Genomic DNA, 16762 nt, shown 5'->3' with positions numbered 1-16762 from the left:
GGCCCTCCCCCATCAGTTCCATTGCATCACCGCGTCCTGGCCGCCTGCAGTTCCGCGCGCAGGGCCGGCGTCAGCGCCTGGCCCGCCCTGTCGACCAGCAGCGTCATCTGGTACGCCACCAGCCCCATGTCGCAATCGATCCCGGCCAGCACCGTGAGCACGGAGCCGTCGCTGATCGCCATCACGACGAGCAGCCCGCGCTGCATCTCGACGACGGTCTGCGACACCGAGCCGCCCTCGAACACCCTGGACGCGCCCACGGTCAGGCTCAGCAGGCCCGCGGACACCGCCGCCAGCTGGTCGGCGCGGTCGGGTGGGAAGCCCTCGGAACTGGCCAGGCAGAGGCCGTCGGCCGAGACGACGACGGCATGCGCGACTCCGGGCGTGTTCCGCACGAAGTCGGTGATCAGCCAGTCGAACCTGTGGGCCTCATGGCTAAGGGTGGTCACTCGCCCTCCCCGGCAGGACGCTCAATCACTGTTGTTCCTCCTGTCCACGTACTTCCGCACGACCCCGCCGCACTCCCTGCTGGAAGCTGGACATCCTGCTGCGCGCCCGATCGGCGGAGACCGGCGGCATCGGGGCCTGCCGCTGCGATTGCTGCGGTGGGCCGGCCGTACCAGGAACCAGGTTCGCCTTAGGAGTGCGCTTGGGTAGCCCCGAGGACGTGGTGCCCCCAAGGCTGGGATCGCTCGTGGCGGCGGCCGCCGCCCGCCAACCGGCGTCGGCGGCGTTTCGCCACGATTCCTCCCCAGAGAGTACGGCTTGTGGGGGGGTTGACTCATCCCGGCTCGAGGATTCCGGCGACCGCTCTTCCGCCGGCTTGCGGAACCAGGCGGATTCCACGGCCGCGAAGATCGGCAGGAACTCCTCCTGACCTGGCTCCATGGGCGAGACGTCCACCGACGGCGGCGACTCCGGCCGACGCGCCTCACCTGTGCTGTAAGGCGTCTGGAAGGCACCATCCGAGCCCGGACCGACAGGGCCGGGGAAAGACGGGAAGGCGCCGGTGCGCTCCTGGCCCGGGTACGACGGGGGCTGGTTCGGATACCTCGGCGGACGGAGCCCCGGCTGCGCCCGGCCGGGCGGCTGCGCACCCTGCCCCGGGTCGGGATACGACGGAGCCTGGCTCGGGTACGACTGGTAGCCGCCCGAGTCGTAGGACGGCCGGTGGGCGCCGCCGTCCGTGTCGGCGGTGAAGGGCTGAGACGGCCCGGAGCCGGCGTCGAAGGAGTCGAAGGTGGCGAACGAGCGGAACGTCCCGTTCGGCGCGGGAACGCCGTTGGGCGGCGTGACGGGAGGCGCGCCGTTCGCGGGCATCGAGGTCAGAGGCATGCCGTTCGGGGGCGTTCCCCCGAAGCCGGGCCGCTGAGGCAGCGGCGACCGGTTGCCGTCGGAGATCAGCGACGGCGGCAGCAGCACCATGGCGATCAGTCCGGCGCCGTCGCCCTTGCGGAGCTGGACCCGGATGCCGTGGCGCAGCGCCAGCCGGCCGACCACGAACAGGCCCATCCGCCGCGACACCGACACGTCCACGACCGGCGGCTCGGCCAGGCGGCGGTTGGCCTCGGCGAGCTCGTCCTCGGTCATGCTGATGCCGACGTCGTTCACCGACAGCAGGGCGCCGCCGCCTTCGATGAGGCTGCTCGACACCACGACGTTGGTGTTGTTCGGCGAGAACTGGATGGCGTTCTCGACCAGCTCGGCCACCAGGTGGACCAGGTCGTTGGCCGCGCTGCCGAGCACCGAGGTGGTCCGGTGCACCTTGACCTGCGCGCGCTCGTACCCCTCGACCTCCGACAGCGCCGCGCGGACCACGTCGACCAGCTTGGCCGGCTGGCTGCGCCTGCGGGCGGCCTCGTGCCCGGCCAGGACCAGAAGGTTCTCGGAGTTGCGCCGCATGCGGGTGGCCAGGTGGTCGAGCTTGAACAGGTCGGCCAGCCGGGCACCGTCCTGCTCGCCCTTCTCCAGGCCGTCGATGAGCGAGATCTGCCGCTCCACCAGCGTCTGGGTGCGGCGCGAAAGGTTGACGAACATCGAGCTGATGTTGCTGCGGAGGTCGGCCTCCTCGCCCGCCAGCCGTACGGCCTGGCGGTGCACCTGGTCGAAGGCCCTGGCCACGTCGCCGATCTCGTCGTCGCCCTCGACCTCGATCGGGCGGATGTCGGCGGGCGCGTCACCGGTGACACGCAGCTTGCGCACCACGTCGGGCAGCCGGAACCCGGCGATCTCCAGGGCCTCGGCGCGCAGCCGGCGCAGCGGCGCCACCATCGAGCGGGCGATCGCGACGGTGAACAGCAGGACGAGCAGCAATAGCGCTATGATCAACACAGCGGCGATGATCGCGTTGCGGGTCTCGGAGTCGCGGAGTTCCTGGCTGCGCAGCGCCACCTTCTGGCTCAGATCGCCCTCGATCGAGTGCAGGATGTCGATGGTGACGGCGTTGTCGTCGAACCACTGGTCCGGCGCCGGCTTGGCGCGGTCCGTCTGGGCGAGCAGGTCGTCCCTGATCCGCACGCCCGGCGCCTTGCCGGCGGCGAGCGTGATGGCGCGGGCCTTGGTCAGCTCGGTGTTGAAGTATTCGGGCGCCGTCATCGCCTTCGCCAGCGCGAGGCCCACGACGGGGCCGGCCTCCTGGCCGACGGCCGCGACCTCGGCGCGCTGCCTGGCGTTGGAGGCGATGAACCGCTCCACCTCCTTGGCGTCCACGCTGGCGGAGTTGTAGTAGCCCTTGAGCAACTGGATCCGCTGCCTGGACACCTCCTCCTTCGCGCGCGCCAGCGCGCTCAGCGCGCGGAACTGGCCGATGATCTGCGAGTCGTCACTGAGCAGGCTCAGCTCGTCGTGCAGCTTGAGCAGCGTGTCGAGCAGCGAGTCGTAGCGAGTGGTGTCCTTCTGGCCCTCGCTGCGGGTCCTGTTCAGGACGTTGAAGTCGTAGCGGGCCCGCTTGACCGCGTTGAGCACGCGGTCGCCGTAGGACTCGTCCATCACCGCCATGTCGGCCTGCACGGCCTTGACCAGCGCGTCGACCCGCTGCTTGCGCTCCTTGTACGGCTCGGTGAGCTTCTTGCGCACCTTGGCGGAGGCGGCCATCCAGCCTCCGGTGTCACGCTCCAGGCCGAGTGCCTGTACCAGGTCGCGGATCCGGCCGGCCTGCTCCGCGGCCAGTGCCGTGCGGTCGTAGTCGCCGATGCTCTGCACCGAGCTCACCACCCGCGCTCCCCCGAGCACGACTCCCGCCATGGTAGGAACCAGGACCAGCGCGGTGAGGCGCCATCTCACCCGCCAGTTGCGCAGCCCGAGCCGGGGCAGCGTCCGCTTTCCGCGTCCCTGCCTCGCGGCGTGGCCGCTTTCGGAGTTCCCCGTAGTCACTGCTTCCGCTACCCCTCAATCATCCCGATCCGTCGGCGGGTCCAGGCCGGTTCATAAGGTAAAGAGCACCCGACTTCCAGGCAAAACGGGCACATCACTGCAAACATACCCGCAGCTCGTGTGTGCTGTTGGTTATCGAAGTGCCGCGAGCACCTGATCACGGACTTGGGTCCGCTGCGCACCGTCGCTGAGGGGCCGTCCGGCACGATCGACCACGTAGAAGACGTCCACCGCCTCCGCGCCGAGAGTCTCCACGCGAGCGGCCCTCACGTCAAGACCACATTCACCGAATGCCCGTCCAATGCGCCACAGGAGTCCCGGTCTGTCATGGGCCCTGACTTCGACCACCGTGGCGGTCGCGGAGGCATCGTCTACCAAGGTCACACGGGGTGGAGCGACCGGAACACGAGCAGGCCTCATAGACCTCGTACGGCGGGCCAGACGCTGTTCGATGTCAAGGCGTCCAGCAAGGACCAGACGAAGATCGGCTTCCAGCGTGGCGGGGTCCGGCGGGGAGCCGTATTCGGGAACGACGGAGAACTCGATCACCGCGGTGGAGCCGGCGGCGGCGGACGAGGCGGAGCGGACGATCAGCCGGTGCGCGGCCAGCACGCCGGCGGCGCTCCACAGCAACCCGGCCCGGTCGGGGGCGACGACCGTGACGGCTCCCCCGATGACGCGGACGGCGCCGCCACCGTGGCGGGCCAGCGCGGCCTGCTCGGCCGACAGGCTGGGCGGCTTGGGCGGCGGCGAGCCGGACAGCACGGAGCGGACGCGGCGCACGAGGTCGGCGACGAGCCCGGCCTTCCAGGCGTTCCAGGCGGCCGGGCCGGTGGCGTGCCCGTCGGAGACGGCCAGCGCGGCGAGCAGTTCGAGCACCTCACGCGACCCGACCGTGGCGGCGACCTTCTCGATCGTGACCGGATCGTCGAGATCTCTGCGGGTCGCGGTCTCGGGCAGCAGCAGATGATGACGGACGACCGTGGCCAGCGTGTCGACGTCGTGCGGGGGCAGGCCGATGCGGGCCGCGATGTCGCGGACCACGACCTCGCCGGTGGCCGAGTGGTCACCGGGCCAGCCCTTGCCGATGTCGTGGAACAGCGCCGAGATCAGCAGCAGGTCGGGGCGGGACACCTCGCGGGTGTGGCTGGCGGCGTTCGCGGCCGCCTCGATCAGGTGCCGGTCGACGGTGAACCGGTGGATCGGGTGGCGCTGCGGGCGGTGCCGTACGCGCTCCCAGTCAGGAAGCAGCTTGACAAGGATGCCCGCCTGGTCGAGCTCCTCCCAGACGGGCACGGCGGCGCGGCCCGCGCCGAGGATGGACACCAGCGCGTCACGGGCCTCCTCGGGCCACGGCACGGGCATCGGAGGCGACTGAGCGGCCAGAACGGACATCGTGGCGGGGGCGAGGGGCAGCCCCGAGTCGGCCGCCGCGGCGGCGGCGCGCAGCACCAGGACCGGGTCCTTGCGCGGGTCGACGCCACGGGCGAGCACCACTTCACCGCCGTGCTCGACCACGCCGTCGGCCAGCGGGCGGCGCCCCCGTGGAGCCGGCCCCGACAGGAGTCTGTCAACCGTGCGCCACGTGGCGTCGAAGGCGTGGGAGATGGTCCGGCCCGCCTCGGCGAGCCTGCGCATCAGCGCCTCGGCGTCGAGCAGCCCGAGCAGTCCGGCGACGGCGTCCTGCTCCTGGAGCACGAGCCTGTCGGTGCCGCGCGCGGTGACGATGTGCAGGGCGTGCCGTACGTCGAGGATGAGCTCATAGGCCTCACGCGCCCGGGGACCGGGCGCGGAGGCGACCCAGGCCGCTGCCACGGCCTGCATGGCTTGGACGTCGCGAAGGCCGCCGCGGCCGTCCTTGAGGTCGGGTTCGAGAAGGAAGGCCAGCTCACCGCTGACCTGGGCGCGCCGGTCAGCCGACTCGCGCAGCTCGCCGAGCCGGCGGCGGGAGTCGGCGCGCCACTCGGCGAGCACCGCCTCCCTTGCCTTCTTCGTCAGCTCGGGATCGCCCGCTATGTGCCGGGCCTGGATGAGGCCCAGCACGGCCTTGAGGTCGTCGCGGGCAACCGACACGGCCTCGTCCACGGTTCGCACCGAATGGTCGAGGCCGACGGCGGAGTCCCAGATCGGATACCAGATGCGATCGGCGATCCTCGCCACGTCGTCCCTGCCGTTGTGCAGGAGGACCAGGTCGAGGTCGCTTCCAGGGGCCAGCTCTCCGCGCCCCAGGCTCCCCACGGCGACCAGCGCGACGTGCTCGCCGTCACTCGCCGTGCGGAAGAGGTCTTTGAGCCAGCGATCGGTGTCCGCGGCCCGCTCCTTGCGGGCCGCGGCGTAGGTACGAGCCTCACCCCTCACAGGGCCTCTGGACCCCGCTCTCCGGTGCGGACCCGGATCACCGTGTCGACCGGGACGGACCACACCTTGCCGTCACCGATCTTGCCTGTCTGGGCCGCCTTGACGATGACGTCGATCACGTCCTCGGCGTCCTCCTCCTCGGTCAGCACCTCGAGGCGCACCTTGGGGACCAGGTCCACTTGGTACTCGGCACCGCGGTAGACCTCGGTGTGGCCGCGCTGGCGGCCGTAACCGCTCGCCTCGCTGACCGTCATGCCCTTGACGCCGAACTGTTCGAGGGCCGCCTTCACGTCGTCCAGCTTGAACGGTTTGATGACGGCGGTGATGAGCCTCATGCTTCCACCTTCTTGGGTGCCGGTGCCGTGGTGATCGGGCCGTTCGGGGAGGACACGCCAGAAGCGTGGACCGTGCCGAGGTCGTATCCCGTCTCGGCGTGGGTGGTGACGTCGATGCCGGTGACCTCGTCCTCGACCGGGATGCGGAAGCCCATCGTCTTGTCGATGATCTTAGCGACGACCCAGGTGATGATGAAGGAGTAGCCGCCGATGGCGATCGGGCCCAGCACCTGGAGGCCGAGCTGGGTGAGGCCACCGCCGTAGAAGAGGCCCTTGTTCTGCTGCTCCAGGAAGGGGTACGCGGCCAGGAAGCCGAGCGAGACGGCGCCGATCACGCCGCCGACCAGGTGCACGCCAACCACGTCGAGCGAGTCGTCGAAGTTGAAGCGGTACTTCAGGCCGACCGCGTAGGCGCAGACCGCACCGGCGATCAGGCCCAGCAGCATCGCGGCCCAGGGGTCGATGAACCCACAGGCCGGGGTGATGGCGACCAGACCGGCTACCGCGCCGGAGGCGACACCGAGGCTGGTGGCGTGGCCGTCGCGCAGCTTCTCCACCACGATCCAGGCGCCGGCCGCGACGGCGGTGGCGATCTGGGTGTTCATGAACGCCAGGCCGGCCGTGCCGTCGACCGCCAGCTCGGAGCCCGCGTTGAAACCGAACCAGCCGAACCACAGGAGGCCCACACCGAGCAGCACCAGTGTCAGGTTGTGCGGCCGCATCGGCTCCTTGCGCCACCCCTTGCGCTTGCCCAGCACCAGGGCCAGCGCCAGCGCCGCGGCACCGGCGTTGATGTGGACGACCGTGCCGCCGGCGAAGTCCTCGATGCCGAGGGCGTTCAGCCAGCCGGTGCCCCACACCCAGTGGGCGACGGGGAAGTAGACGATGCTCGCCCAGATGAAGCTGAACAGCACCCAGGCGCCGAACTTGGCGCGGTCGGCGATCGCACCGCTGATCAGCGCGACGGTGATGATGGCGAACGTCAGCTGGAAGGCCGAGAAGACCAGGTTGGGCATGCCGGTGCCGTCGGTCTTCGTGGCCGTGTCGACCAGGCTCTGCAACCCGAGGGCGTCGAGACCACCGACGAAGTTGTTGAGCCAGGACATGCTGTTGTCGGTGAACGCGAACGAGTGCCCGTAGAGCACCCAGGCGATGGTGACGGTGATGATGCTGACGAACGACATCATCATCATGTTCAGGACGCTCTTGGCCCTGGTCATGCCCCCGTAGAAGAACGCGAGTCCTGGTGTCATGAGCAGCACCAGCGCGGTGGCCGCTAGCATCCAGGCTGTCGTGCCGCTATCGATCTTCACGACGCGACCCTCCTTACATGTGACGTGTGGCCACAGCGTGTTCGCCCGGAGTTTCGTGGCTCGACCAGGTGTGTTTCACATTCGTGAATCTCGCCCCACTGGTGTTTCGTCCATGTTTCGGATGACTGACGGGGAACTTTCGGCCATAGACTTAGGGTCGCCTTACCTAAGAGATCAAGGAACCCCTCATGCGCCTGGCCCTCTTGCTCCCCCTCCTCGTGCTCACCGCCTGCGGCACCGCGACCACTTCCCAGCAGACGGGGCCGACCAGGACCATCACGCACGCCATGGGCCAGACGAAGGTGCCGATGGAGCCGAAGCGGGTCGTGGTCCTCGACACCGACAAGCTCGACACGATGGTCTCCCTGGGCCTGGCCCCCGTCGGTGCGGCCCAGGCCACCGAGAGCCAGTCGTGGCCGAAGTACCTCGGCTCGGCGCTGGTCGCGACCAAGGCGGTCGGCACGACCCAGCAGCCGAACATCGAGGCCATCATGGCGCTCAAGCCGGACCTCATCCTCGGCACGAAGTTCCGGCAGGCGGCCTTCTACGACAAGCTCAGCAAGATCGCCCCGACCGTGTTCACGGAGAAGGTGGGCGTCACCTGGAAGCAGAACTTCCTGCTCGACGCCGACGCCCTGGGCAAGAAGGAGCAGGCGACCGGCCTGCTGTCGGCCTATGAGACGCGGGCCAAGCAGGTCGGCGCCAAGTACGCGAAGCTGAAGGTGAGCATCGTCCGCTTCATGCCGACGGAGATCCGGATGTACGGCCCCGAGTCGTTCAGCGGCATCGTGGTCGGCGACGCCGGCATCCCGCGGCCGGAGGTGCAGCAGCTCGCCGGCCAGCAGGACAAGCGCTTCGGCAAGCTGAGCCAGGAGAACATCGCCCAAGCCGACGCCGACGCCCTCTTCTACAGCGCGTACGGCCAGGCGGCGGCCAAGAGCCAGGCCTCGGTGACCGGCGGCCCGCTCTGGAAGAACCTCGGGGCCGTCAAGTCGGGCAATGCCCACAACGTGGACGACGAGGTCTGGATGCTCGGCATCGGCGTCACCGCCGCGGGCGGGATCCTCGACGACCTGGACAAGTACCTGGCCCCGCTCGTCTGATCAGCCCCAGAACCGGCGCAGGTGCGGCACGAGCTCACCCGCCCGCTCATCGGGGAAGAACAGCCGCCCGCCCTCGATCTCCACGACCTCCTTGACGCCGGGGATCGTGTCGCGCAGCCAGTGGGCCCAGCTCACGTCGAAGAAGACGTCGCCGGTCCCCCACACCACCAGCGTCGGCACGGCCAGCACGGTGAGCAGCGGCTCGATCGCGACCATGTCCTTGGCGTCGATCGAGGTCAGCAGCCGCTCGAAGGCGAGCGGCCCGCCGGGCTTGTCGAAGATCGGCCGCAGGAAGTGGTCGACCAGGTCCGCCGGATCGTCGATGCGCTCATAGCCGTCGCCGAACGCCGTCTGGGCCAGCAGCTCCGGCTGATCCAGCACGGCGGCGGTCAGCGGCGCGAGCTCGCCCCGGGCCGCCAGGTCGACCGTGGGCTTGAACGACTCCGGCGGCGTGTTGGTGTGCACGTCGCAGTTGGTGAGCGTGAGCGAGCGCAGCCGCTCCGGGTGCCGCACGGCGAAGACCTGCGCCACCGCGCCGCCCGTGTCGTTGGCGACAAGGTCGACCTGGTCCAGGCCGAGCTCGGCGCAGAGCTCGGCCACCGCCTCGGCCAGCGCGGGGATCGAGAGATCGTCGCGCGGCGCGCTGCCGCCGTGCAGGGGCAGGTCGATCGCCACGCATCTGCGCTCGTCGCGCAGCTCGGCGATGACGTTGCGCCACAGGTACGAACTGGTGCCGACGCCGTGCACGAACAGGGCGACCGGCCCCTCGCCGACGTCCACGTAGCTGATGCCGTCCATGGCCTGACTCCTTTTCCCGGATAACAAACCGACTGTCGGTCTATGAAATTACCGACTGACTGTCGGTTTGTCTAGAGTGGTGCCATGAACCTCAAGGCGGAACGCGGCGCGGCCACCCGCGACCAGCTCCTCGCGATCGCCACGCGGCTGTTCGCCGAACACGGCTACGAGGGCACCTCGATCGAGGCGGTGCTCCAGGAATCCGGCCTCAGCAGGGGCGCTCTCTACCACCACTACGCGGGCAAGGACGCCCTGTTCGAGGCGGTGTTGGAGGCAACGGAAGCCGCCATCGGCCTGGAGATCCTCAAGGCGGTCAAGGGCATCGACGACCCCGCCGAGGTGCTCCGGGCGGGCATGCTGGCCTGGATCAGGCTCGCGGGCGATCCGGTGATCCAGCGCATCGTGCTGATCGACGCGCCGTCGGTGCTGGGCTGGGAGCAGTGGCGGGCGTTGGAGGAGCGTTACTCGTTCGGCAGCCTGAAGCTCGCCCTACAGGCCACGGACGCGATCCCCGCCGAGTTCCTGGACCTGCACGCCCACATGCTCCTGGCCGCCATCAACGAGAGCGCCCTGCTGGTCGCCAGAGGCGGCGACCGAGACACAGCGGAGGCAGCGGTGGAGGAATTCCTACGACGCCTCCTGCGACGCCCGTAGAGGGCGCGCCCAGCACCGCCCATAGGGGGACGCGGCGCCCAGCCCGATCCACGGACCGGGGCCAAGAATGCGCACGTCACGGCGCCCGGCCCGCTCCACCGGAGGAGCGTGCCCCTGGACAGACGTCGGCTGAGCACGGCGGGTGGCGCCCACCGTGCTCAGCCGTAAAAGAAAATGGTTCTTAAGCCGCCGCGGTGGCCATCTTGCGTAGACGGGCCAGCGCGTCGCGCTCGATGCGGCGGGCGCGGTCGCGACCGATCCCGTACCGCTCTCCCACCTCAGTGAGCGTGTGCTCGCGGCCGTCGACCAGGCCATACCGCCACCGCAGCATGTCCCGGGTGTCCCCCTCGAGATCCGTCAGCCACTGGTCGAGCCGTTCGCGCTCCAGGATGTCGATCGCCTGCTGCTCCGGATCGGCCCAGGTCTCGTCTGCGATCATGTCGCCCAGCTCGGTCTCGTCCTCGTCGCCCACGCCGAGCTGCAGCGACACCGGGTCGGACGCCCAGCGGCGTAGCTCGCGGACCCGCTCGATCGGTAGTTCGAGGATCCCGGCGAGGTCGTCGTCGGTCGGTTCGACGTCGAACTCCGCCAGCATGTCCCTGCGCACCCGCATCAGCCTGGTCATCTGCTCACCCGCGTGCGTGGGCAGCCGGACCGGCCGCGCCTGCTCGTGGATGGCCCGGCCCACGGACTGCCTGATCCACCACGTGGCGTATGTCGAGAACTTGTACCCCCGCTTGTAGTCGAACTTCTCCACCGCGCGCACCAGGCCCAGGTTCCCCTCCTGGACCAGGTCGATCAGTGGCATGCCGCGCCCCGAATACTTGCGCGCGACCGCTACCACCAGGCGAAGGTTCGCCTGGATGAACTCGTCTTTCGCCCGCTGGCCGGAGATCGCGACGCGCTCCAGCTCCTCATCGGCGGCGTCGCCGATGCGCGGCTCCGAGCCCCCGCTGTCGAGCAGCTGCTCGGCGAAGAGGCCCGCCTCGATGCGCTTGGCGAGCTCCACCTCTTCCTCCGCCGTGAGCAGCGGGACCCGCCCGATTTCCGCCAGGTAGGTCCCCAGCAGATCGCGATCAGCGACGTGCTGCTCCTGCGTGCGACTCCCCGTAGGCCTTGCCATCCCCAGGCACCTCGTTCCGCAGCTGCGTTCTATATCCGGCCAACGTCCGGCCAGATGCAAAGATTCCCTAAAGAGCTACGACCAGGGGACGGTTCTGGATGTCCTCCTAAAGGAGGAGACCGCCGAGAAACACCTGGTGAACGAGGGGAACACCGGGTCGATAGGCCAGATGTACGTAAGAAGGGGCGTCCAGCACGACGAGGTCCGCGCGGGCTCCCGGCCGCAGCCATCCTACGTCTGTACGCCGCAGCGCGCGGGCCCCACCGCGCGTCGCGGCCCTGACCGCCTCCAGCGGCGTCATGCCCATCTCCCGTACGGCCAGCGCCACGCAGAACGCCATCGACGAGGTGTAGGACGACCCGGGATTGCAGTCGGTGGCCAGCGCCGCGTCCTCGATCTCCTCACGCTCCGGATCCCCGGTGTAGAGCAGCTTGATCCCGTCGAACAGCACAGTGGTCATCGGACCCGTCCAATCGCCTCGGTCAGCATGGCGCCCACGTCACCCAGCGTGTGCCGGCCCTCCGACACGACGCGCCGGCCACCTGAGACGACCGAGTGCACGTCGGCCGCCGTCGCCGCGAACACCACCGCCTCCAGCCCGCCGGTGCCCGCCGTACGGACCGAGTCGAGGCGTACCGAGACCAGGTCAGCCCACGCGCCCGGCACGAGCAGCCCGGCGTCGGGGAAACCCAGCGAGGTGTGGCCCGCGCCGGCCGCGGCGGTCAGGAGCTCGGCGGCGCGCCAGTGGCCGCGTTCGCCGGTGGCCAGCCGTTCGTTCAGCTCGACCGCGCGGGCCTCCTCGAACAGGTCGATGACGGCATGGCTGTCGGAGCCGAGCGTGATCGGCGCGCCGTGGTCGAACAGCGTCCTGGCGGGCCCGATGCCGTCGGCGAGGTCGCGTTCGGTGGTGGGACACATGCAGATGTGCGTGCCCGACTGGGCGAGCAGCTCGATGTCGACGTCGCTCAGGTGGGTGGCGTGCACGGCGGTGGACCGCGGCCCGAGCACGCCTCGCTCGTGCAGTACCTGCACCGGGCTGGCCGCGTACATCTCCACGCACGCGGCGTTCTCCGCCCGCTGCTCGGAGACGTGCGCGTGCAGCGGCGCGGCATGGTGGTGGGAGAACTCGGCGATCACCGGCATCTGCTCCGGCGGCACGGCCCGCACCGAGTGGACGGCGGCGCCGATCTCCACGTCGTGCTGCCCCTCGTAGGCGGCGGCCAGGTCGCCGGCCCGGTTCGCCCACCGGTCGGCGTCGCCGTCCCCGAAGCGCACCTGCGTCCCCGCCAGGTGCGTGCCGCCCCCGCTCCCGGCCGCCGTGCCCATGCCGATGCCGCCCGTCAGGTAGCAGGTGTCGAGCAGCGCGATGCGCAGGCCCGCCTCGCGGGCGGCCTGGATGAGCGTGTGGCCCATCGCGTTCGCGTCCTCGTACGGCCGTCCGTTCGGCGCGTGGTGCAGATAGTGGAACTCGCCCACACAGGTGATCCCGGCCAGCGCCATCTCCGCGTAGGCGGCCCTGGCCAGCGCCAGGTAGCTGTCGGGGTCGAGCGCCGCGGCCACCTCGTACATCCGGTCGCGCCACGTCCAGAAGTCGCCCGCGCCCGCCTGCGTGGCCCCGCGCAGCGCCCGGTGGAAGGCGTGGGAGTGGGCGTTGGCCAGGCCGGGGATCGTCAGGCCCGCCAGGCGTTCGGCGCCGCCCGGCTCCCCTTGGGTCACGGCGGCGACGCGGGTCCCGTCGACCTCGACGAGCACGCTTTCGACGACGCCGTCGGGCAGCCAGGCGTGTTCGCACCAGTAGGTCACCGACACAGGTCCTCCAGAACGTTCGCGAGGGCGACTCCCGCTTCGCAGTCTGCCTGCTCGGCCCGCTCATCAGAGGGGTGGGACACGGTAGTGAATGAATCCATTCAGTTGACCGGACCCGCGCTGGGCCGCAGCATGAGCTCGGTCAGATGGGCGTCGGGTCCGGCGTTGACGGCGGCCAGCACCGCGCGGGCCACGGACTCGGGTGTGAGGTACTTGTCCGGCTCGAACTCGCCGCCCTCGTGCGCGCGGACGCCCCGCTGCATGTCGGTGGCCACCCGGCCCGGGTAGACGGTCGTCACCCTGAGGTCCGTCTCCTCCTGGCGCAGCGCGTCGGCGAAGGCCCGCAGCGCGAACTTGCTCGCCGCGTACGCGCCCCAGCCGGGGTTCGCCCGGAGCCCGGAGCCGGAGTTGACGCAGATCACCTGGCCGCCGGCCGGCCTGAGCGCGGGCAGGAGCAGCCGGGTGAGCTCGGCGACGGCGATCACGTTGAGCTCCATCGTCTCACGCCAGGCGTCGGCGGTGAGTTCGGCGATCGTGCCGAGCGTGCCGATCCCGGCGCTGTGCACGAGCACGTCGAGCCGCTCGACGCCCGCCACGTCCGCCGCGGTGACCTCGGTCAGCTCGACCGGCCACGCCCTGGCGTCGGGCAGCTCGGCCGCCAGGGCGGCGAGCGCGTCGCCGTCACGTCCGCCGAGTATGACGTGGTGCGTGGGCCCCAGCGCCCTGGCGATCGCCTCGCCGATGCCACGGGATGCGCCGGTGACCAGCGCGGTCGGTCGTTCAGTCATGCGCCTCAGTTTATGACCTTGACATACACTCAAATTTGAATACAAACTTGAACATGTCTTCGACGCGTGTTCTCATCCTCGGCTGTCTGCTCGATCAGCCGCGCAACGGATATCAGGTCCGCAGGCAGCTGGAGGTGATGGGCGCGGACCACTGGGCCAACGTGGCGTTCGGCTCGATCTACCACGGGCTGGGCAAGATGGCCGAGGAGGGCCTGCTCCAGGTGGTCGAGAGCGGCAAGGGCGGCAAGACGGTCTATGAGATCACCGAGGCGGGCCGGCTGGAGTTCCGTCGCCTGCTGCTGCAGAACTGGTACGACGTCAAACCGATCGTCGACCCTTTCCAGGTCGCGCTCACGTTCATGGACCGCCTGACCAAACAGGAGATCCTCGACTCGCTCCACGGCAGGATCCGCCAGCTCAAGATGTCCATCGAGGCGATGGAGAGCGCCTTCGGCGTCAAGCAGCGCTACGGCGCCCCCCGGCACGTCGACGAGAACCTCCGCCTGACCACGGACATGCTCGCCGCCCAGCTCGCCTGGGCCGAGAAGGCGGTCATCAGGGTCGAAGCAGACGAACTTCCCTAAGGAGCACAAATGATCATTGATGCGCACGGCTTATGCAAGACGTTCACCACCAGGAGCAGGAAGGGCACGCAGACCGTGGAAGCGGTCCGGGGCGTCGACCTCGAAGTGGAGAAGGGCGTGATCTTCGGCGTCCTCGGCCCGAACGGCGCCGGCAAGACCACCACGATCAGGATGCTCGCCACGCTGATCACCCCCGACTCCGGCACGGCCGCCATCGCCGGGCACGACCTGCTCAAGGCGCCCGGCGAGGTCCGCCGCAACCTGGGCTACGTCAGCCAGGCCGGCGGGGTGGAGGAGAACACCACGCCGCGGGCCCAGATCATGATGGCCGCGAAGATCCACAGCGTGCCCGACCCGGCCGGGGCCACGGCCGACGTGCTCGACCGGTTCGACCTGACGGAGATGGCCGACCGGCCGGGCCGTACGCTCTCCGGCGGCCAGAAGCGGCGGGTGGCCATCGCGCTCGGGCTGGTGCACAGTCCACCCCTGCTCTTCCTCGACGAGCCCACCACCGGGCTCGACCCCCAGAACCGGGCCAACCTCTGGGACCGCATCAGGCAGCTGCGCGAGCTCGGCACCAGCGTGCTGCTCAGCACCCACTACCTCGACGAGGCCGACGCCCTGTGCGACCGGCTGGTGATCGTCGATCACGGTCTGGTGGTGGCCGAGGGCACGCCGGGCGAGCTCAAGCGCGAGGTGTCCGGCGACGTCGTCACGCTCAGGCTGGACGAGCCCGACCGCGCCGCCGAGACGCTCAAGCCGTACGCCCGTGAGACCCGCCTCGACGACGACGTGCTGCGCGTGTACGTCGACGACGGCGAGCACACGCTGCCCACGCTGCTGCGGGCGCTGGAGGAGCAGGGTCTCCGCCTGTCTTCGATCGCGCTCGACCGCGCCACCCTCGACGACGTCTTCCTGGCCAAGACCGGCCGATCCCTTCGCGACGCGGGAGCCGCCGCATGATCCGCCACACCCTGCTGTTCCTCATGTACGAGCTGCGCAACACCTTCAGGAACCCGATCTGGCCGCTGTTCGGCATCGTCCAGCCGGTGGTGTACCTGCTGCTGTTCGGCCCGCTGGTGGCGGGAGCCGCCGGGCAGCCGACCTCCGCGCAGCTCACGAGCTTCGCGCCGGGCATGCTGGTGATCACCGCGCTGTTCGGGGCGATCGGCGTCGGCTACGGCATGATCTACGAGCTACGCAGCGGCGTCCTCGAACGCATCGCCGTCGGCCCGGCCTGGCGCCCGTCGATCGTGCTCGGCCGGACGCTGCGCGACGGGGTCGTGCTGGTGCTCCAGTCGATCGTGGTGATCGTGATCGCGCTGGTCATGGGTATGCGCGCCAGCCTGCCGGGGCTCGCCGTCATGGTGCTGCTCATCGCGGTGACCGGCCTGTTCGCCTCCGGCATCGGATACGGCCTGGCGCTGTCGCTGCGGGACGAGAACGGCATGGCGCAGATCATGCAGTTCTTCGCCCTGCCCATCATGCTGCTGTCGGGGGCGCTGCTGCCGATGACGCTGGCACCGGAGTGGATGCAGAAGGTGGCCCTGTTCAACCCGATGTACCACCCGGTGGTGGCCGGCCGGGCGCTGTTCGCGGGCGATCTGACCGACGGGTCGATCCCGATCGCGTTCGCCATCATGCTGGGCCTGGCCGCGCTGACCGTGGGCTGGTCGGTGCGCTCGCTACGCCGGATCGCCGGTTAGGAACGTACCGGTCTCGTCGGTCATCCGCTCGTACTCCTCCAGCCGGGCCTGGGTGCGCAGCGGCGCGGCGTCGGCCATGGCCTCGACCAGTGCCATGGCCAGCGCGAACGGCGCCGCGTGCGAGTCGAACACGAGCCGGTCCCCCACCGGCGCGTCGAGCACCACCTCGGCGGGGAAATCGGCTCTGTCGCAGATGACCGCGATCCGCAGGCCCAGTTTCTCCGCGTACTCCAAGGCCTGCATGACCTCGGCCGGATATCTCGGCAGCACCACGGCGAGCAGCCATTCCGCGCCGGCCCGGCGCGCGGCGTGCAGCCCGTCGATCAGCTCCGAGCCGCCGTGCGCCAGCAGCCGCACGTCGGGATGGATCCGGCGCGCGTAGTAGGCGAAGGTGGTGGCCAGCCCGCAGGAGACCCGGAGCCCCAGCACCGGGAGCGGCTCGGCGGCGGCCAGGGACTCCCCCAGTTCCTTGAGCGGGAAGCCCGCCAGCCGCTCCCTGACGGCGGCCAGATTCCTGATCTCGCTGTCGATGGCCCCCTGAAGCAGGCTCTCCTCCGGCAGGCCGCCCAGCACCAGCGGACGCAGCGCCTGCCGCAGCTCGGGGTAGCCGGCGAAACCGAGCACCATGGCGAACCTGGTCACCGACGGCTGGCTCACTCCTGACCGCTCGGCCAGCTCGACGCTGGACAGGAAGATCGCCTCGTCGAGATGCTCGGACAGGTAGTGCGCGATCCGCCGCTGCACGGGAGACAGCCGCCGCCCGTCGAGAAGCCCGCCAAGACCGCTGTGGTATCCGCCCGTCACGCCACCTCCAACACCACC

Annotated in this window: 16 protein-coding genes; 5 read left to right on the top strand and 11 right to left on the bottom strand. The window is 70.0% G+C overall.

Annotated elements, in window-relative coordinates; all coding sequences use genetic code 11:
- Positions 1 to 26: 26 nt before the first annotated feature.
- The 5 genes from AB0B91_RS07995 to AB0B91_RS07975 all read right to left on the bottom strand — a co-directional run bounded on the left by AB0B91_RS07995 (position 27) and on the right by AB0B91_RS07975 (position 7378).
- A complete protein-coding gene (locus AB0B91_RS07995) occupies positions 27 to 449 on the bottom strand; it encodes a roadblock/LC7 domain-containing protein (RefSeq protein WP_214641598.1) in 423 nt (140 codons plus the stop codon).
- 25 nt (positions 450 to 474) lie between these two features.
- The gene (locus tag AB0B91_RS07990; protein ID WP_358317282.1) at positions 475 to 3372 is read right to left on the bottom strand and encodes a nitrate- and nitrite sensing domain-containing protein; all 2898 of its coding nucleotides are present in this window, start codon (positions 3370 to 3372) and stop codon (positions 475 to 477) included.
- 132 nt (positions 3373 to 3504) lie between these two features.
- Positions 3505 to 5730 (bottom strand): [protein-PII] uridylyltransferase, encoded by a 2226-nt coding sequence (locus AB0B91_RS07985; RefSeq protein WP_358317280.1) that lies wholly within the window; start codon positions 5728 to 5730, stop codon positions 3505 to 3507.
- Positions 5727 to 6065, bottom strand: a complete 339-nt coding sequence (locus tag AB0B91_RS07980; protein ID WP_184756141.1) for a P-II family nitrogen regulator — start codon at positions 6063 to 6065, stop codon at positions 5727 to 5729. The genes AB0B91_RS07985 and AB0B91_RS07980 overlap by 4 nt, the downstream gene beginning before the upstream one ends.
- Positions 6062 to 7378, bottom strand: coding sequence for an ammonium transporter (locus AB0B91_RS07975; protein WP_358317278.1), 1317 nt, complete (start codon positions 7376 to 7378; stop codon positions 6062 to 6064). The genes AB0B91_RS07980 and AB0B91_RS07975 overlap by 4 nt, the downstream gene beginning before the upstream one ends.
- 188 nt (positions 7379 to 7566) lie before the next feature.
- Here AB0B91_RS07975 and AB0B91_RS07970 point away from each other — a divergent pair, with 188 nt between their 5' ends.
- Complete coding sequence (locus AB0B91_RS07970; RefSeq protein ID WP_358317276.1) at positions 7567 to 8481, top strand: iron-siderophore ABC transporter substrate-binding protein; 915 nt, start codon at positions 7567 to 7569, stop codon at positions 8479 to 8481.
- On the opposite strand, the gene AB0B91_RS07965 is transcribed toward AB0B91_RS07970, so the two are convergent.
- Entirely contained in the window at positions 8482 to 9279 is a 798-nt protein-coding gene (locus AB0B91_RS07965; RefSeq protein WP_358317274.1) for an alpha/beta hydrolase, read from the bottom strand. It abuts the gene before it with no gap.
- Between the two features lie 84 nt (positions 9280 to 9363).
- Between AB0B91_RS07965 and AB0B91_RS07960 the strand changes: the two genes are divergently transcribed.
- Positions 9364 to 9933, top strand: coding sequence for a TetR family transcriptional regulator (locus AB0B91_RS07960; protein ID WP_358317272.1), 570 nt, complete (start codon positions 9364 to 9366; stop codon positions 9931 to 9933).
- A 181-nt stretch (positions 9934 to 10114) separates the two neighbouring features.
- Here AB0B91_RS07960 and AB0B91_RS07955 read toward each other — a convergent pair whose 3' ends face one another.
- The 4 genes from AB0B91_RS07955 to AB0B91_RS07940 form a co-directional block, all read right to left on the bottom strand.
- Positions 10115 to 11056, bottom strand: a complete 942-nt coding sequence (locus AB0B91_RS07955; RefSeq protein WP_219526709.1) for a sigma-70 family RNA polymerase sigma factor — start codon at positions 11054 to 11056, stop codon at positions 10115 to 10117.
- 106 nt (positions 11057 to 11162) lie between these two features.
- A complete protein-coding gene (locus AB0B91_RS07950) occupies positions 11163 to 11516 on the bottom strand; it encodes an amidohydrolase family protein (RefSeq protein ID WP_358317270.1) in 354 nt (117 codons plus the stop codon).
- A complete protein-coding gene (locus AB0B91_RS07945; protein ID WP_358317268.1) occupies positions 11513 to 12865 on the bottom strand; it encodes a formimidoylglutamate deiminase in 1353 nt (450 codons plus the stop codon). Before AB0B91_RS07945 ends, AB0B91_RS07950 begins: the two co-directional genes overlap by 4 nt.
- 98 nt (positions 12866 to 12963) lie before the next feature.
- The gene (locus tag AB0B91_RS07940; protein WP_358317266.1) at positions 12964 to 13650 is read right to left on the bottom strand and encodes an SDR family oxidoreductase; all 687 of its coding nucleotides are present in this window, start codon (positions 13648 to 13650) and stop codon (positions 12964 to 12966) included.
- Positions 13651 to 13703: 53 nt separating this feature from the next.
- Between AB0B91_RS07940 and AB0B91_RS07935 the strand changes: the two genes are divergently transcribed.
- Genes AB0B91_RS07935 through AB0B91_RS07925 form a run of 3 tightly spaced genes read left to right on the top strand, consistent with a single transcriptional unit; the run spans position 13704 to position 15940 of the window.
- The gene (locus AB0B91_RS07935; protein WP_358317264.1) at positions 13704 to 14234 is read left to right on the top strand and encodes a PadR family transcriptional regulator; all 531 of its coding nucleotides are present in this window, start codon (positions 13704 to 13706) and stop codon (positions 14232 to 14234) included.
- Between the two features lie 9 nt (positions 14235 to 14243).
- Positions 14244 to 15197, top strand: coding sequence for an ATP-binding cassette domain-containing protein (locus AB0B91_RS07930; protein WP_358317262.1), 954 nt, complete (start codon positions 14244 to 14246; stop codon positions 15195 to 15197).
- Positions 15194 to 15940 (top strand): ABC transporter permease, encoded by a 747-nt coding sequence (locus AB0B91_RS07925; RefSeq protein ID WP_358317260.1) that lies wholly within the window; start codon positions 15194 to 15196, stop codon positions 15938 to 15940. Before AB0B91_RS07930 ends, AB0B91_RS07925 begins: the two co-directional genes overlap by 4 nt.
- Here AB0B91_RS07925 and AB0B91_RS07920 read toward each other — a convergent pair.
- Positions 15920 to 16744: a MurR/RpiR family transcriptional regulator gene (locus AB0B91_RS07920; protein ID WP_358317258.1), complete on the bottom strand. Its 825-nt coding sequence runs from the start codon at positions 16742 to 16744 to the stop codon at positions 15920 to 15922. The two genes, AB0B91_RS07925 and AB0B91_RS07920, sit on opposite strands and share 21 nt — an antisense overlap.
- Between the last annotated feature and the right edge of the window lie 18 nt (positions 16745 to 16762).

This window comes from Nonomuraea sp. NPDC049141 (assembly GCF_040648415.1).
Classification (GTDB): domain Bacteria; phylum Actinomycetota; class Actinomycetes; order Streptosporangiales; family Streptosporangiaceae; genus Nonomuraea.
The sequence above is the reverse complement of the archived record's forward strand: the minus strand, read 5'-3'. Positions and strand labels throughout refer to the sequence as shown.

Bases quoted from the DNA above. Each gene is read 5' to 3' on its own strand.
- AB0B91_RS07970 (WP_358317276.1), top strand. From the start codon at position 7,567: ATGCGCCTGGCCCTCTTGCTCCCCCTCCTCGTGCTCACCGCCTGCGGC.
- AB0B91_RS07935 (WP_358317264.1), top strand. From the start codon at position 13,704: ATGTCTTCGACGCGTGTTCTCATCCTCGGCTGTCTGCTCGATCAGCCG.
- AB0B91_RS07980 (WP_184756141.1), bottom strand. From the start codon at position 6,065: ATGAGGCTCATCACCGCCGTCATCAAACCGTTCAAGCTGGACGACGTG.
- AB0B91_RS07940 (WP_358317266.1), bottom strand. From the start codon at position 13,650: ATGACTGAACGACCGACCGCGCTGGTCACCGGCGCATCCCGTGGCATC.
- AB0B91_RS07950 (WP_358317270.1), bottom strand. From the start codon at position 11,516: ATGACCACTGTGCTGTTCGACGGGATCAAGCTGCTCTACACCGGGGAT.
- AB0B91_RS07960 (WP_358317272.1), top strand. From the start codon at position 9,364: ATGAACCTCAAGGCGGAACGCGGCGCGGCCACCCGCGACCAGCTCCTC.
- AB0B91_RS07930 (WP_358317262.1), top strand. From the start codon at position 14,244: ATGATCATTGATGCGCACGGCTTATGCAAGACGTTCACCACCAGGAGC.
- AB0B91_RS07955 (WP_219526709.1), bottom strand. From the start codon at position 11,056: ATGGCAAGGCCTACGGGGAGTCGCACGCAGGAGCAGCACGTCGCTGAT.
- AB0B91_RS07925 (WP_358317260.1), top strand. From the start codon at position 15,194: ATGATCCGCCACACCCTGCTGTTCCTCATGTACGAGCTGCGCAACACC.
- AB0B91_RS07965 (WP_358317274.1), bottom strand. From the start codon at position 9,279: ATGGACGGCATCAGCTACGTGGACGTCGGCGAGGGGCCGGTCGCCCTG.